The organism is Streptomyces sp. V2I9 (assembly GCF_030817475.1).
Classification (GTDB): domain Bacteria; phylum Actinomycetota; class Actinomycetes; order Streptomycetales; family Streptomycetaceae; genus Streptomyces.
Genome location: NZ_JAUSZJ010000002.1, coordinates 3416506 through 3432540 on the forward strand (window position 1 = coordinate 3416506; position 16035 = coordinate 3432540).

Genomic DNA, 16035 nt, shown 5'->3' on the forward strand with positions numbered 1-16035 from the left:
CATGGCCGTGGAAAAGATGTCCATCGCGAAAGCGCTCAACGAGTCGCTCCGCCTCGCCCTCGACAACGACCCCAAGGTCCTCATCATGGGCGAGGACGTCGGCAAGCTCGGCGGCGTCTTCCGGATCACCGACGGGCTCCAGAAGGACTTCGGCGAGGAGCGGGTCATCGACACCCCGCTCGCGGAGTCCGGCATCGTCGGTACGGCGATCGGCCTGGCCCTGCGCGGCTACCGTCCCGTCGTCGAGATCCAGTTCGACGGTTTCGTCTTCCCCGCGTACGACCAGATCGTCACGCAGCTCGCCAAGATGCACGCCCGCTCGCTCGGCAAGGTCAAGCTGCCGGTCGTCGTGCGCATCCCGTACGGCGGCGGCATCGGCGCGGTCGAGCACCACAGCGAGTCCCCCGAGGCGCTGTTCGCGCACGTGGCGGGCCTGAAGGTGGTCTCGCCGTCCAACGCGAGCGACGCCTACTGGATGATGCAGCAGGCCGTCCAGAGCGACGACCCGGTCATCTTCTTCGAGCCCAAGCGCCGTTACTGGGACAAGGGCGAGGTCGACACCGACTCCATCCCCGGCCCGCTGCACAAGGCCGTGACGGTCCGCGAGGGCAGCGACCTCACGCTCGTCGCGTACGGGCCGATGGTGAAGGTCTGCCTGGAAGCGGCCGCGGCCGCCCGCGAGGAGGGCAAGTCGATCGAGGTCCTGGACCTGCGCTCGATGTCCCCGATCGACTTCGACGCCATCCAGGCGTCGGCCGAGAAGACCGGCCGGGTCGTGGTCGTCCACGAGGCGCCCGTCTTCTACGGCTCCGGCGCGGAGATCGCCGCCCGGATCACCGAGCGCTGCTTCTACCACCTCGAAGCCCCCGTGCTGCGGGTCGGCGGCTACCACGTCCCCTACCCGCCGGCCCGGCTGGAGGACGAGTACCTGCCCGGTCTGGACCGGGTGCTCGACGCCGTCGACCGCTCGCTGGCGTTCTGAGGAGAGGGTTCGTGACGACGATGACCGATACGTCTGCTCGCTTCCGTGAGTTCAAGATGCCCGACGTGGGCGAAGGACTGACCGAGGCCGAGATCCTCAAGTGGTACGTGCAGCCCGGCGACACCGTCACCGACGGCCAGGTCGTGTGCGAGGTCGAGACCGCGAAGGCGGCCGTCGAGCTGCCGATCCCGTTCGACGGGGTGGTGCACGAGCTGCGCTTCGCCGAGGGCACGACCGTCGATGTCGGCCAGGTGATCATCGCGATCGACGTGGCTCCGGGCAGCGGCGACGCCCCGGCCCCGGCCGCCGAGCCGGCCCGGGAGCCGGTGGAGGCCCCGGAGGCCGATGCCGAGCCGAAGGGCCGTACACCGGTCCTGGTGGGGTACGGCGTCGCCGAGTCCTCCACCAAGCGCCGCCCGCGCAAGGGGGCGGCCGCCGCTCCGGAGGCCGCCGCCGTCGCGGCGGCGGTCCAGGCCGAGCTGAACGGGCACGGGGCGCCCGCCGCTCCCGCTCCCGCCGCTCCCGCTCCCGCCGCTCCCGCTCCCGCCGCTCCCGCGCAGGCCGGTGCGGCGGCCGGCGGCCGTCCGCTCGCCAAGCCGCCGGTACGCAAGCTGGCGAAGGACCTGGGCATCGACCTGGCGTCGGTGGTGCCGACCGGCAAGGACGGGATCATCACCCGCGAGGACGTCCACGCGGCGGCGGCCCCGGCCCCGTCCCGTGCCGCCCCAGCCCCGGTGGCCGCCGAGGCTCCGGCAGCCGCCGCGCCCGCCGCCGACGTACGGGACTCCGCCCGTGAGACCCGCGTCCCGGTCAAGGGCGTCCGCAAGGCCATCGCGCAGGCGATGGTCGGCAGCGCGTTCACCGCGCCGCACGTCACCGAGTTCGTGACGGTGGACGTGACGCGCACGATGAAGCTCGTGGCCGAGCTCAAGGAGGACAAGGACATGGCGGGGGTGCGGGTCAATCCGCTCCTCGTCATCGCCAAGGCCCTCCTGGTCGCCATCAAGCGGAACCCCGAGGTCAACGCCGCCTGGGACGAGGTCAACCAGGAGATCGTGCGGAAGCACTACGTGAACCTGGGCATCGCGGCGGCCACCCCGCGCGGTCTGATCGTGCCGAACATCAAGGACGCGCACGACAAGACGCTGCCGCAGCTCGCGGAGGCCCTGGGCGAGCTGGTCGCCACGGCGCGGGAGGGCAGGACGTCCCCGGCCGCGATGGCGGGCGGCACGGTGACCATCACCAACGTCGGCGTCTTCGGCGTCGACACCGGTACGCCGATCCTCAATCCGGGCGAGTCCGCGATCCTGGCGGTCGGCGCGATCAAGCTCCAGCCGTGGGTCCACAAGGGCAAGGTGAAGCCCCGTCAGGTCACCACGCTGGCCCTGTCGTTCGACCACCGCCTGGTCGACGGCGAACTGGGCTCCAAGGTGCTGGCCGACGTGGCCGCGATCCTGGAGCAGCCGAAGAGGCTCATCACCTGGGCCTGACGGGCGAACGGACAAAGGGTGCGGCCACCGGTTGGTGGCCGCACCCTTCTGTTGTGTCCGCTGCGGTGTCCGGCCGGTCAGGCCCGGTACCGGATCAGTCGCGCTGGGCGCCCTGGGGGAGCGTGCGCAGCTGCATGGTCGACGCGGTGGTGGAGCCGAAGCCGTAGTCCAGCAGCTTGGCCGCGTCGTTGTAGCGGTCGGTGCCGTTCAGGATGACGCCGACGTACGTCTTGTCACCGCGGGTGGCGGCGAAGATGAGGCAGGGGCCTGCCGCGGTGCCGGTGCCGGTCTTGATACCGACGGCGCCGCTGTAGGAGCCGAGCAGCTTGTTGGTGTTGTACCAGGTGTACGTGCGCAGCGCGCCGGTGCTGGTCGTCACGGGCGTCACGTACTTGGTGGTGCTCATGATGCCGCGCAGTGTCGAGCCCCGCATCGCATAGCTGGCGAGCTGCGCGAGATCGCGCGGGGTCGAGTAGTTGTTCCCGGTCGACGAAATGCCGTCGAACGAGTCGAACATGGTGTTGGTCATCCCGAGCGACGCGGCCTTCTTGTTCATCTGGCCGATGAACTGCTTGGTCCGGGCGGCCCGGGTGGTGCCCACGCCGTAGGCGTCGGCGAGTGCGTACGCCGCGTCACAGCCGGACGGAAGCATCAGCGCGTGGAGCAGCTGACGGACCGTGGCCTTGTCGCCGGTCCTCAGGTCCGCCGTGCTGGCGCCCTTGGCCGTGACGTAGTCGCGGTAGGTCTGCGAGATGGTCACCTTGCGGGACAGATCGACGCCGGGGGTGTTGAGGACCACGGCGGCGGTCATGACCTTGGTGGTGCTGGCCATCTGCCGCTTGGTGTCGGCGGCCTTGCCGTACTTCTTGGCGCCGGTCGCCTTGTCCTGCAGGAACGCGCCCTTGGCGCTGAGCGTCGGCAGCGGGACGGCGGCCTGGGCAGGTGACATGAGGGGGGTGACCCCCAGCATCACGCCACCGGATACGACAGCTGCGACGACAGAGTTGCGCAGGCGCTTGCGGCCGGCCTTGTGACCAGCCTTTGGGCGGGCCTTGTGGCTCGATATCAATGAACGCTCCGAGTTCGCGAATGCATTGAGGGGCCGGAACAGGAAGAGGCCCCGATACGAGACTCATGAGCGGCCCGCAAGGATGTACGCGGACATGGCAAAGAATGTGGCGGCGAACCCGTCGTGCGTGGGTCCGCGCGACGGCCGCGCGGGCCTACCGGCCTTTCGCCTGCCCGGACCGGGTCCTGGACGTACCGATCACGAGCGTTGGCCGACACCGACCGGGCTTGATCAGGGCGAAGACCCCCGGTGTGGTGGAGGTGTCGGGTCTTCACCACACCGGAGGTCTTCATGCCCCGCGGTCACGCCTGGCCGGCCGTTCACGGCAGGCGGCTGCGGGGCGGCACGCCTAGCGCTTGAAGCCGTAGTCCATCAGCTTCTTCGCGTCGGCGGTGCGGTTCGCCTCGGAGGACGACGTGAGCACGGTGCCGATGACGGTCTTGCCCTTGCGGGTCGCGGCGAAGACCAGGCAGTACTTGGCGGTCGGGCCGGAGCCGGTCTTGACGCCGATGGCGCCGCTGTAGCTGCCGAGCAGCTTGTTGGTGTTGCTCCACGCCATGTAGCGGTAGCCACCGCTCTTCGTGGTCACCTTCTGCTTCGTCGATGTGGTCTTGACGATCGACCGGAACGTGGAGTTCTTCATCGCCTTGCTGGCGATCTTCGTCAGGTCACGGGGGGTCGAGTAGTTGTTGCCTCCCCCGATGCCGTCGAACGAGTCGAAGCGGGTGTTCTTCAGCTTGAGGCTCTTGGCCGTGGAGTTCATCTTGCCGATGAACGACTTCACACGGGCCGCACGGGTCGTGCCGGAGCCGAACTTGTCGGCCAGGGCGTACGCGGCGTCGCAGCCGGAGGGGAGCATCAGGCCGTAGAGGAGCTGGCCCACGGTGACTTTGTCGCCGACGATGAGCCGGGCGGACGAGGCGTTCTTCGAGACGATGTAGTCGCTGTACGCCTTCTGGATCGTGACCTTCGACTTCAGGTTCACGTTCTTCTGCGACAGCACCACCAGCGCCGTCATGATCTTGGTGGTGGAGCCGGTGGCGCGGCGGGTGTCCGCGGACTTGGTGAAGAGGGTCTTCCCGGTGCCGTCGTTCATCACGAAGCCGCCCTTGGCGACGATCTTCGGAACCGGCGGCGTGGCGGCGTGCGCCGAGGAGGCGAAGGCGCTGCCCGCGAGCACCGCACCGGCGGTGAGTGTCACGGTGGCCGTGACGGTGACGCGATTGATGCGCTTGATGCCGATTTTCAACTGAATGCTCCAAATGCCCCTGATATGCGGCCACATAAGGGTGCCGCTCGCCCGTGAGACTCCTGGAGCGGCGCAATGGATGTGGTGCCGCAGGGGTGAATGTGCACAGGCTTGACCCGGGGCGCGAGCGCGCGGGCCGGACCCTCTCGCTTCTCCCGCCTCCGTTCGGCGTTGCGGGCAGGCCCGCTGCCTGGCGGTGGGGTCCGGACGGGCAGGCGCAGGTCCGGAATCCGGACGGCGCTCCTCATGCGTGCATGTTGTATCTATGCTGTGCGCATGTCTGCCGCACCCGCCGCCCCCGTGAAGCCGCCGACCGCTCCCCTCAGGCGACCACCCGCCGCCGAGCGGGTCTACACGCACATCAAGGAAGCCGTGCTGGACCGGCGGTACGAGGGCGGGACGCTGCTCACCGAAGGGGACCTGGCGGACGCGGTCGGGGTCTCCCGGACGCCCGTGCGCGAGGCGCTGCTGAGGCTGGAGGTGGAGGGGCTGATCAAGCTCTACCCGAAGAAGGGCGCACTCGTCCTCGCGGTCTCCGCGCAGGAGATCAAGGACGTGGTCGAGACGCGGCTGCTGGTCGAGGAGTTCGCCGCGCGGAAGGCGGTGCCCGCCTCCCCGCGGTTGATCGCCCGGCTGGAACAGCTCCTGGAGGAGCAGCGGCAGTTGGCGGCGGCCGGTGACCTGGCGGCGGTGGCCGTGAAGGACCGCTGCTTCCACGCCGAGATCGTGAAGCATGCCGGCAACGAGATCCTCTCCCGCCTCTACGACCAGCTGCGCGACCGGCAGCTGCGGATGGGGGTCGCCGTGATGGAGGCCCACCCCGGCAGGATCGAGGCCAACGTCACTGAGCACGGCGAGCTGCTGGACGCGATCCGGGCCGGGGACGCCGACGGCGCGGCCCTGGTCGTGCGCCGCCATGTCGGCCGGGTGCGGGAGCTGGTGCGGGGTGAGGACCGGTGAGTTCGGCCGCCGCGCCCACCCTGCCGCTGCCAGGTGACCCGCCCGGCGGGCGGCGTGCCGCCTGGATCTGGGGCATCGGGGTCGCCGTCTACTTCGTCGCGATCATCTTCCGTACGAGCCTGGGCGTCGCCGGGCTCGACGCCGCCGACCGGTTCGACGTCAACGCGTCGGCGCTCTCCACCTTCTCCATCCTCCAACTCCTCGTCTACGCGGGCATGCAGATACCCGTGGGGCTGATGGTGGACCGGCTCGGCGCCAAGAAGGTGCTCACCCTCGGGGTCGTGCTCTTCACCGTCGGGCAGCTCGGCTTCGCGCTCTCCCCCTCGTACGGGACGGCTCTGGCGGCGCGCGCCCTGCTCGGCTGCGGCGACGCGATGACGTTCATCAGCGTGCTGCGGCTCGGCAGCCGCTGGTTCCCGGCCCGGCGCGGTCCGCTGATCGGCCAGGTCGCCGCCCTGTTCGGGATGGCGGGCAACCTCGTCTCGACGCTGTTCATCGCGCGGGCGCTGCACAGCTACGGCTGGACCACGACGTTCGCCGGCAGTTCGCTGGCGGGCGTGGTGGTGCTGGTGCTGCTCCTGCTGTTCCTCAAGGACCACCCCGAGGGCCACGAACCGCCGCCCGCCGAGCACGCCGGGGCCGCCTACGTCCGCCGCCAGATCGCCGCCGCGTGGCGGGAGCCCGGTACGCGCCTGGGGATGTGGGTGCACTTCACCACCCAGTTCCCGGCGATGGTGTTCCTGCTGCTGTGGGGGATGCCGTTCCTGGTCGAGGCGCAGGGGCTGGGCCGGGGCACGGCGGGGACGCTGCTCACCCTGGTGGTGCTCTCGAACATGGTGGTCGGGCTGGTCTACGGGCAGATCATCGCCCGCCACCACGAGGCGCGGACCCCGATCGCGCTGGGCACGGTGGCCGCGACGGCCCTGCTCTGGGCCTCCGCGATCTTCTACCCGGCCGACCACACGCCGATGTGGCTGCTGGTCGTCCTGTGCGTCGTGCTCGGTGCCTGCGGGCCGGCCTCGATGGTCGGCTTCGACTTCGCCCGCCCGGCCAACCCTCCTGAGCGTCAGGGCACCGCGTCGGGGATCGTCAACATGGGCGGGTTCATCGCCTCGATGACCACCCTGTTCGCCGTCGGGGTCCTGCTGGACGCCACGGGGGACAACTACCGGGTCGCGTTCGCCTCGGTCTTCGTCCTGGAGGCGCTCGGCGTCGCCCAGATCCTGCGGCTTCGCCGGCGGGTGGCGTCCAGGGAGCGCGAGCACCACGTGGTCAGCCGCGTCGAGGCCGTGCACGTGCCGGTGTAGGGCCACCGGGAAGCCGCGCGGCACCCGGAACCCCGCGGGCCGCGCCGGGGAGGACGTCCGGAGCGCGCTCCGCGGTGCGCCCGCCACCCGAGGAGGGGACGGGACGGGCGCGGGCGGGCCGGGACGGGGGCCGCCGGGATGCGGGCGCGGGTTACGGCGTGACGGCGAAGTGGTCCAGGATCGCGGTGGCCAGCTCCTGGTCGCCCTCGGCCTTGATCCGGTCGGCGACGGCCCCGTGCCGGACCCGGCCGCAGGCGAGGCGGACGTACGTCTCCCAGTCCAGCGAGAGCGTCACGGCGGGGCCCAGCGAGGGCGCGCCGTCGATCGAGCCGCGGCCCTCCGCGTCGACCCGTACCGTCCGCAGGAACTCCACCGGGCCGTGCACATCGAGGACGACCGCGGAGTTGGCGGGCGCGCCCGCCGCCTTGGCGACCACCTTCGGCAGTCCGGCGAGCAGCAGGTCGCGGGTGATCAGGGCACCGGGAGAGTCCAGGTTGCCCGGCTGCCCCAGCGTGGTGCGCAGGTCCTGCTCGTGCACCCAGACGTCGAAGGCCCGCAGGTTCAGCGCCGTTTCGAGGGTCTGCTCGGCGCCCAGGGGCGCCCGGACCTTGGTCTCGGGGCTGCGCGACTCGTTGCGGATCTGGCGGGCGCGGCGGATGAGGACGTACTCCAGCTCGGCGAGGATCTCCGGGGAGGTGTGGTGCCGCCGGACGTCGACCTGCATCTCCATGTAGCGGGCGAAGTCGCTCCGCACGTGGTAGAGGTCGCGCGGCAGGGTGTGGATCGGCCGGGGGTCACCGAGCATCTCGCACTCCATGCCGATGACGTGCGACACGATGTCGCGCACCGACCATCCCGGGCAGGGTGTGCGGCGGTTCCACTCGCCTTCGGGAAGGGGCTTCACCAGCTCGGCTATCGCCTCGATGGAGTGGGTCGCGGCGTCGGTGTAGGTCTGGAGGCTGGGATGGACGGTCACGGGACCCCTCGTGCGGTTCTGCGGTGCGTGGGCTGGAGAGCAGGGAGTGCGGGCGGGCACTGACGGCGCTGTCGGCGGGCTGCGGGCGAGGTTCGGTGGCGGAGTCGGGACGTTCGGTGGCTAAGTTACGCTGCGAGCAGGCACCCCGGCAGTGCTTTCGTGTGACGATCGTAGGCCCGTGTTGACGGCTCGAATGCCAGGACGGTGGTAGTGTGCGCGCCTCCCTCATCCAGATCGCGGTGGACCCGGACGAATCCGTCGAGTCCCGCAGAGCGCGAGCGGCCTCATCGGTGGTCGCCCAGAGCGGCTCTGACCTGGTAATTCTCCCTGAACTCTGGCCGGTCGGGGCATTCGCCTACACCGCCTTCGAGGCGGAGGCCGAGCCGCTGGAGGGCCCCACGCACCAGGTGATGGCGAAGGCGGCGGCCGAGGCCGGGGTCTGGCTGCACGCCGGCTCCTTCGTCGAACGGGCGGACGACGGCACCCTGTTCAACACCAGTCTGGTCTTCTCACCCGAAGGTGAGCGCGCCGCCTGCTACCGCAAGATCCACCGCTTCGGCTTCGACCAGGGTGAGGCGGTGATGATGGGCGCGGGCGAGGAATTGGTGACCGTCCGGCTGCCGGACACCACCCTGGGCCTCGCCACCTGTTACGACCTCCGCTTCCCCGAGCAGTTCCGTGGACTCGTGGACGCGGGGGCCGAGACGCTGATCGTCGCGGCGGGGTGGCCCGAGCGCCGCCGCTCCCACTGGACGCTCCTGGCGCAGGCGCGCGCCGTGGAGAACCAGGCGTACGTCCTCGCGGTGGGGACGGCGGGCACCCACGCCGACGTCCAGCAGGCCGGGCACAGCATCGTCGTCGATCCGTGGGGCGAGGTGCTGGCCGAGGCGGGCGCGGACGAGGAGATCCTGACGGTCGAGCTGGACCCGGAGAAGGTGCGGACGACCCGCGAGCAGTTCCCGGTGCTCAAGGGCCGCCGGCTGGGGCTCGCCTCGCCGCTCCCGGCCCCGTCCGCTGATCGGTCCTGAGCCCCGGCGGTCCGGTGCTCCGGCTGCACGCGAAGCCGGTGCGCCGGTCGCCCGCCTACAGTGAGCGCCATGGCTGAACAGGACGGCTCCGCATCGACGTTGCTGCGTGGCACGGCGGTCTTCGCCGCCTCCGTCACGGTGGTGCTCCACCTCCTCGGCCTGCTCCTCACCGGCCTCGCGGTCAGCGAGGCCGGGTCCGGCGCGGACTCCACCCCTCTGCACCAGTGCCGCTACGCCCCCGAACGGCCCGAGGGCGCGACGGTGGCGACGCACGAGGTGCGGTACCTCCCGGTGGGCGTCCTGTGCCACACCACCGACGGCCGGGAGTTCGCCGGCGGCGTCGTCCCTTCCTGGCTCAACCCGGCCCTCGCGGTCTCCTTCGCGGCCGCCGTCGTCCTCGTGGCGGCGGCCTTCGTCCAGGCGGACCGGCGGGCAGCCGCGCGGCAGGCGGGATGAGCCTCGCCCGGACCACGGGGCGCACGGCTCGATGTTTCACGTGAAACGCGAACCGCGGGTGCGGGGGCGGGCGCTCAGCCCCCGTTCTCCTTGTCGGCCAGCACGATCACGCACATCGCGACGGCGATGAGGAGAGCGCTGTCCGCGTCGTCCCGGACGATGTCGATGCCGTACGTGTCCCGGAGGGTCAGCAGGCGGCGCGAGATCCGGGCCAGCAGCTCACCGTCGTACTCGACGGCGAACTCGCGGTCCAGGATCTTGCCGCTGACGTCCAGCTCCGTACCGTCCACCAGCGTCACCCGGTAGTGGTTGCGGAGCAGTGACAGCCGCTTGCGTCTGACCGTGGCAAGCTCCTCGCCGCCCCGCTCGATGAGCATCGTGTCGCGCAGGCTGATCAGCTTCTGCCGCAGCTCGACCAGGATCCGGCCGTCCGCGTCCTTCAGCTCGAAGGTGTCGCGCAGCCGCATCGCCTTCCCGTCGACCAGGAAGACCTTGCGGCCCGTGTCGTCCTCGATCCAGTAGTCGTCGCCGATGGCGAACATCCGCTCCCGCACGAGAAGTCTCATGGAGCACAGGTTCCCCCGGCACCCGGCGGAATGCGCGCAGGCGTTCAGGGTGTTGACTGGTGGCATGGCAACACGTGCACGCGTCCGCGCCCCCGAACTCATCGGCAAGGGCGGCTGGCTCAATACAGGCGACCAGCAGTACACCCTCGCTGACCTGCGAGGACGTATCGTCATCCTCGACTTCTGGACGTTCTGCTGTGTGAACTGTCTGCACGTCCTGGACGAGCTGCGCGAGCTGGAGGAGAAGCACCGCGACACCGTGGTGATCATCGGCGTCCACTCGCCGAAGTTCGTCCACGAGGCCGAGCACCAGGCCGTCGTGGACGCCGTCGAGCGCTACGAGGTCCACCACCCCGTCCTCGACGATCCCGAGCTGGCCACCTGGAAGCAGTACGCGGTACGGGCCTGGCCGACGCTCGTCGTGATCGACCCCGAGGGCTATGTCGTCGCCCAGCACGCGGGCGAGGGCCATGCGCACGCCATCGAGAAGCTCGTCGAGGAGCTGGAGGCGGAACACGGGGCCAAGGGCACGCTGCGCCGGGGCGACGGCCCCTACGTCGCGCCCGAGCCCGTCGCCACACATCTGCGTTTCCCCGGCAAGGTGCTGCTGCTGCCGGACGGCGGCTTCCTGGTCTCCGACACCACCCGGCACCGTCTCGTCGAACTGGACGCGGACGGCGAGACCGTGCGCCGCCACTTCGGCACGGGTGACCGCGGTCTGCGCGACGGCGGCCCGGACGAGGCCCGCTTCAGCGAACCGCAGGGGCTTGCCGCGCTCCCGGACGGCCGGATCGCTGTCGCGGACACCGTCAACCACGCGATCCGTGCCCTGGACCTCACGACCGGGGTGATCAGCACGCTCGCCGGGACCGGCCGCCAGTGGTGGCAGGGGACCCCGACCAGTGGGCCGGCCCGTGAGGTGGACCTCTCCTCGCCGTGGGACGTCGCCTGGTTCGGCGACCGGCTGTGGATCGCCATGGCGGGCGTGCACCAGCTGTGGACGTACGACCCGGAGGCGGGAACCGCGGGCGTCGCCGCCGGGACCACCAACGAGGGCCTGGTCGACGGCCCGGCCGCCGAGGCGTGGTTCGCCCAGCCGTCCGGTCTCGCCGTCTCCGCGGACGGGGAACGGCTCTGGGTGGCCGACTCGGAGAACTCCGCGCTGCGCTGGGTCGATCGGGACGGGCACGTCCACACCGCTGTCGGCGCGGGCCTCTTCGACTTCGGCCACCGCGACGGGGCGGCCTCCCAGGCGCTTCTCCAGCACCCGCTCGGCGTGACCGCGCTGCCCGACGGGTCCGTCGCGATCAGCGACACGTACAACCACGCCCTGCGGCGGTACGACCCGGCGTCCGGCGAGGTCACCACGCTGGCCACCGATGTCCGTGAGCCCAGCGACGCGGTGCTGGTCGACGGCGATCTCGTCGTCGTCGAGTCGGTCCGCCACCGGCTGACCCGGCTCCGGCTGCCCGAGGAGGCGGTACGGGTCGCGGACCGGGCGCACCGCACCCGGCGCGCCGCCACGGAGATCGCTCCGGGCGCCCTCCGTCTCGACGTGGTCTTCCAGGCGCCCGCGGGCCAGAAGCTGGACACCCGTTACGGGCCCTCGACCCGGCTGCTGGTCTCCGCGACCCCGCCGGAGCTGCTGGCGGAGGGCTCCGGCACGGGGACCGACCTCGGGCGCGACCTGGTGCTCGCGGACGGAGTCACCGAGGGCGTGCTGCACGTCTCCGCGATGGCCGCGTCCTGCGACGACGACCCGGCCAACGAGTACCCGGCCTGCCATGTGCACCAGCAGGACTGGGGGGTGCCGGTTCGCGTCACCGCGGACGGCGAATCCCGGCTGGCGCTGGTGCTGGCCGGGATGGACGAGCCCGCCTGAGACCGGCACGGTAGGTAGCCGCCGGGCGCCGGGCCGGACGCTCCTGGCGTCCGGCCTCCGGCGGATCTCCGCTCGATCTTCCGGTGGCTCAGAACTCGTCGGCACCGTTGCGCAGCTGGGGGGTCCAGTAGCCGGTGGCCCACTTCTGCGGGTTGACGGACAGGCCCTCGGCGGCCGGGGACTTCACGACCGCCATGCCGCCGCCGTTGGCCTTCAGCGTGACGGTGAACTCCTTCACCGTCTCGGTGTTCTCCTTGCGGCCGCCCTCGGACATCCGCACCGCGGCGTAGGCGGACTGGCCGGGCTCCAGGATCACCGGGGCCGCCGGCTTGCTCTTGGCGACGGGCGGGACGATGCCCCGCGCGTTGTCCAGGAAGTGGATGTGCGGGTACTCCTTCATCTCGCAGCTCGCGCCGGAGGTGTTCTTCGCGGACAGCGTGAGGTGGGTGTAGGGCGGGCCGTCCTGGCGCTCGGCGGTGATCGTCAGACCCTTGGCGGTGCAGAGGGGGGTGTTGCCCGTGGTGCCGCTCCCGCGCTGCTTGGCCTGGCCCGTGCCGCCGCTCTGCTTGACGGTGCCCTGGCCCTCGCCGCCCTGCTCCGCAGCGTCCTGGTCACCGCTCTGCTCCGCGCCGTCCTGCTGGGTGTCGGTGCTCTTCGCGACGGGGGCCGTGGAGGCCGAGGCGGCGGAGCTGTCCGTCGTACCGGCGGACTTGGCGCCACCGTCGTCGCCGTTGCACGCGGTGAGCGAGAGGGCGAGGGCGGCGGTGGCCGCGGAGACGAGTACGGCGGTGCGGTTGCGGTAGGTGCGCATGACGATATCCCCGACACGAGGGGCCGCCTCCGCGTTTTCAGCGGTGAAGCGGCCGGTGAGCTGCTGACAGGAATGAGTCTGTGCGGCCCCGCTCACGTTCTGGTGGCGTCCCGCTGACGTTCGGCTGACGCCTCGCACTTCCTCGCGTCGGCCGGGCCGCACCCTTCCCCACCTGCGGTGGCGCCGGCCGGCACGGCTCAGGGTGCGGTGGCGAGCCGGAGCGCGGACCGTTCGTGGCGCACGCGGTAGGAGGGCTCCGCGGAGACGCGCAGCAGGACCTCCAGTGCCCGTACCGCGCCCTCGTCGTAACCGGCCTGCTCCGCCTCCCGCGCGGCCCGGTCCAGCAGCCGGATGCCGTCGTCCTCCTCGCCGAGCGCCAGACGCGCCTCGCCGCAGATCGCCAGCAGCAGGGACCGGCGGGCCGCCTCCTCGTGTTCGGGGCCCAGTTCGAGCGCGGCCCGCGCATCGGCCAGCGCCTCCTCCGGGCGGCGCGCGGTGAGCCGCATCCGCGCCAGGTGCTGGAGAGCGAGCATCTCGGTGTGCCGGTCCTCCTCACGGCGGGCCAGTTCCACGGCGCGGGCGCAGTTCTCCGACGCGGCAGGCAGGTCGCCCAGCTCGGCCTGGACGACGGCCAGGTTGACCAGCGCGGTCGCCTCGCCCAGCGGGTCGCCGGCCTCACGGGCGAGCTGCGGTGAGCGCTCCAGCAGGGCGGCGGCCTCGGCGGTCCGGCCCTCCTCCGTCAGCACCCAGCCCAGCAGCGTGAGCACCCTCGATTCGGCGTACGCGTCCTTCCCGGCGCGGGCCGACTCCAGGGCCAGCTCCAGCAGGGGCGCCCAGTTGTCCCGTACCCGCCACACCACCTGCGGCCACTGGAGCAGGATGATCCGCCAGGCCCGGTCCTCCAGGCCCGCGTCCCGCGCTGCCTGGGCGGCCAGCGCCAGGTTCTCGCGCTCGCCCGCCAGCCAGCGCATCGCCTCGTCCCGGTCGGCGAAGTCCCGTACGGCGGTGGGCGGGCGGAATCCGTCCGGGAGGACGAAGCAGGGCTCGCCGCCGGGCTCCGCCGTGTCGGCGGCGGCCAGCGCGGTGGCGATGCAGTGGTCGAGCACCCCGGTGAGGGCCTCGCGCGCGGAGGCCGGGTCGAGACCACGGGCGTAGAGCCGCACCAGGTCGTGCAGGACCCACCGGCCCGGCGCGGTCTCGGCGACGAGGTGGGCGGCGGCCAGCCGCTCCAGCGCGGCCGACGCGGCCACCGGGTCCGTCCCCGCCAGCGCGGCCGCCGCGTACGGGTCGAAGTGACCGCCGGGGTGGTGGCCGAGCCGCGCGAACTGATGGACGGCGTCCGGCGGCAGGTGCTGGACGGTGAGCCGGAGCGCGGCCGCGACGCCGGTGTCGTCCACGTCGAGGCAGGCCAGGCGGCCGCGTTCGTCGGCCAGTTCGTCGGCGAGGGCGGCCAGCGTCCAGCGCGGCCGCCCCGCCAGTCGGGCGGCGGTGACGCGCAGCGCGAGCGGCAGCCCGCCGCAGAGTTCGGCGAGGCGGCGGGCCGCCACCGGTTCGGCGAGCACCCGCTCCTCCCCCAGCACCCCGGCGAGCAGCGCCGTGCCGTCGTCGGCCTCCAGCGTGTCGAGCGGGACGGGCCGGGCGGCGTCCGAGGCGATCAGCCCTTCCAGCCGGTGCCGACTGGTGACCAGGGTGACGCAGTCCGTGCCGCCCGGCAGCAGCGCCCGGACGGTGGCGGAGTCGCGGGCGTTGTCGAGGACGACCAGCAGCCTGCGCCGGCCGGTCAGCGAGCGGAAGAGCGCGGCGGCGGCCGGGGCGGACTCCGGGACCCGGCGCGGCGGGACGCCGAGCGCGAGCAGGAACTCCCGCAGGACGTCGACGAGCACGGGCTCACCGGCCTCGCTGAATCCGCGCAGGTCGGCGAAGAGGCGGCCGTCCGGGAAGAGCGCGTCGTTGCGGTGCGCCCACTGGAGCGCCAGCGCGGTCTTGCCGACCCCAGCCGGCCCGGTGACCAGGCAGACGGGCGACTCACCGGCCGCCGCCCGGCTGAGCGCGCCCAGCTCGGTGGTACGCCCGTGGAAACCGCGGGGCGCGCGGGGGAGCAGGTCGACGGGGAGCGGGTCGGCGGGGTGCACCGCGGGCGGTGCGGCGGGCCGCGAGCGCTGTGCGGCGGAGGAGGCCCCCGTCGTGCCACCGCCACCGGCGGTCGTCCCCGCCCCGGTGGCGGGCGGGCCTCCTGCGGGTCCCCCAACGGTTCCGGGGGCCTCAGCGGTTCCAGGGGCCCCACCGGTTCCGGGTGCCGCGGCGGCTCCGGGGGATCCGGCGGAGGGGGCCGCCGACCCGGACGCGGCGGTGGTGCGGCGGGCGGCCGGGGCGGCGGACGAGGGCGCCGGGTCGCCGCGCAGGATCAGCGCGTACGCGTCGGCGAGCTTGGGCCCCGGGTCGATGCCCAGCTCGTCGGCGAGGAGCCGCCTCGTCCGGTGGAAACGGTCCAGGGCCTCCGACTGGCGTCCCGCCCGGTACAGCGCCAGCATCAGTTCGGCGGCCAGCGACTCGCGCAACGGGTGCGCCGCGGTCTCCGCCGCCAGCAGGGCGGCCGCCCGGTGGTGCTCGCCGAGCGTCCCGTACGTACGGGCCAGCAGCTCGACCGTCGCCAGCCGCGATTCCTCCAGGGAGTGCGCGGCCGCCCGGAGCGGCGGACCGGCGAACGCACCGCTGAGGGCCGGGCCCTGCCAGAGCGACAGGGCCTCCTTCAGCATCAGCACGGTGTCCGCCGGGCTGCGCTGCTCCCGCGCCAGCATCAGCAGTTCCTCGAACCGCTGCGCGTCCACCAGCGTCTCGGGGACCCGCAGCACGTACGCGTCCCCCAGGGTGGCCAGCTCGACCCCGTACGCCTCCGCGTCGGCGTCCACCAGCAGGGCGCGCAACCGCGACACATGGCCCTGGATGACACTTCGGGCCTGGAGCGGCGGGGTGTCGTCCCACAGGGAGTCGGTCAGCCGGCCGATGGAGACCGGAGTGTTGGCGGACAGCAGCAGTGCGGCGAGCAGGCTGCGCCGCTTGGCGGGACCCAGGGGCAGCGGTCCGGTGTGCGTCTCGACGGCGACCGTACCGAGCAGCCGGAACTCCACGAACGGCTCCTCTTCCGGGCGGGCGCACCCACGGTGGGGGCGCGGGATCCGTCCCAGAATATCGGGGTCTCCGCAGGACCGGTGCCGGGCCGCCGGGCCCGGCGGCGACGCTCGGCCGGCTGTCCGGTCCG

The 16035-nt window shown here is 72.3% G+C and carries 13 protein-coding genes; 7 read left to right on the top strand and 6 right to left on the bottom strand.

The features are described 5' to 3' along the window. Position 1: 1 nt before the first annotated feature. Both QFZ71_RS15010 and QFZ71_RS15015 read left to right on the top strand, forming a co-directional pair. Positions 2 to 982: an alpha-ketoacid dehydrogenase subunit beta gene (locus tag QFZ71_RS15010; protein ID WP_307668725.1), complete on the top strand. Its 981-nt coding sequence runs from the start codon at positions 2 to 4 to the stop codon at positions 980 to 982. A gap of 11 nt (positions 983 to 993) precedes the next feature. Beyond that, positions 994 to 2472, top strand: coding sequence for a dihydrolipoamide acetyltransferase family protein (locus QFZ71_RS15015; protein ID WP_307668726.1), 1479 nt, complete (start codon positions 994 to 996; stop codon positions 2470 to 2472). 94 nt (positions 2473 to 2566) lie between these two features. Here QFZ71_RS15015 and QFZ71_RS15020 read toward each other — a convergent pair whose 3' ends face one another. After that, entirely contained in the window at positions 2567 to 3421 is an 855-nt protein-coding gene (locus tag QFZ71_RS15020) for a D-alanyl-D-alanine carboxypeptidase family protein (protein WP_307668727.1), read from the bottom strand. A 469-nt stretch (positions 3422 to 3890) separates the two neighbouring features. Further along, entirely contained in the window at positions 3891 to 4790 is a 900-nt protein-coding gene (locus QFZ71_RS15025; RefSeq protein ID WP_307668728.1) for a D-alanyl-D-alanine carboxypeptidase family protein, read from the bottom strand. Between the two features lie 276 nt (positions 4791 to 5066). On the opposite strand from QFZ71_RS15025, the gene QFZ71_RS15030 reads away from it, so the two are divergent. After that, complete coding sequence (locus tag QFZ71_RS15030; protein ID WP_307668729.1) at positions 5067 to 5750, top strand: GntR family transcriptional regulator; 684 nt, start codon at positions 5067 to 5069, stop codon at positions 5748 to 5750. Continuing rightward, positions 5747 to 7057 carry a nitrate/nitrite transporter gene (locus QFZ71_RS15035; protein ID WP_307668730.1) on the top strand — a complete coding sequence of 437 codons (1311 nt, stop codon included), beginning with the start codon at positions 5747 to 5749 and terminating at the stop codon, positions 7055 to 7057. Before QFZ71_RS15030 ends, QFZ71_RS15035 begins: the two co-directional genes overlap by 4 nt. A 151-nt stretch (positions 7058 to 7208) precedes the next feature. Here QFZ71_RS15035 and QFZ71_RS15040 read toward each other — a convergent pair whose 3' ends face one another. Beyond that, a complete protein-coding gene (locus QFZ71_RS15040; RefSeq protein WP_307668731.1) occupies positions 7209 to 8033 on the bottom strand; it encodes a maleylpyruvate isomerase family mycothiol-dependent enzyme in 825 nt (274 codons plus the stop codon). A gap of 212 nt (positions 8034 to 8245) precedes the next feature. On the opposite strand from QFZ71_RS15040, the gene QFZ71_RS15045 reads away from it, so the two are divergent. Continuing rightward, positions 8246 to 9061, top strand: a complete 816-nt coding sequence (locus QFZ71_RS15045; protein WP_307668732.1) for a carbon-nitrogen family hydrolase — start codon at positions 8246 to 8248, stop codon at positions 9059 to 9061. A 69-nt stretch (positions 9062 to 9130) separates the two neighbouring features. Continuing rightward, a complete protein-coding gene (locus QFZ71_RS15050; RefSeq protein ID WP_307668733.1) occupies positions 9131 to 9517 on the top strand; it encodes a hypothetical protein in 387 nt (128 codons plus the stop codon). A 74-nt stretch (positions 9518 to 9591) separates the two neighbouring features. On the opposite strand, the gene QFZ71_RS15055 is transcribed toward QFZ71_RS15050, so the two are convergent. Then, positions 9592 to 10083, bottom strand: coding sequence for an LURP-one-related/scramblase family protein (locus QFZ71_RS15055; RefSeq protein ID WP_307668734.1), 492 nt, complete (start codon positions 10081 to 10083; stop codon positions 9592 to 9594). 64 nt (positions 10084 to 10147) lie between these two features. Between QFZ71_RS15055 and QFZ71_RS15060 the strand changes: the two genes are divergently transcribed. After that, a complete protein-coding gene (locus tag QFZ71_RS15060) occupies positions 10148 to 11965 on the top strand; it encodes an NHL domain-containing thioredoxin family protein (RefSeq protein ID WP_307668735.1) in 1818 nt (605 codons plus the stop codon). 88 nt (positions 11966 to 12053) lie between these two features. Here QFZ71_RS15060 and QFZ71_RS15065 read toward each other — a convergent pair whose 3' ends face one another. Together QFZ71_RS15065 and QFZ71_RS15070 are read right to left on the bottom strand one after the other, a co-directional pair. Beyond that, entirely contained in the window at positions 12054 to 12776 is a 723-nt protein-coding gene (locus tag QFZ71_RS15065) for a DUF4232 domain-containing protein (protein WP_307668736.1), read from the bottom strand. Between the two features lie 197 nt (positions 12777 to 12973). Next, positions 12974 to 15904 carry a BTAD domain-containing putative transcriptional regulator gene (locus QFZ71_RS15070; RefSeq protein WP_307668737.1) on the bottom strand — a complete coding sequence of 977 codons (2931 nt, stop codon included), beginning with the start codon at positions 15902 to 15904 and terminating at the stop codon, positions 12974 to 12976. Between the last annotated feature and the right edge of the window lie 131 nt (positions 15905 to 16035).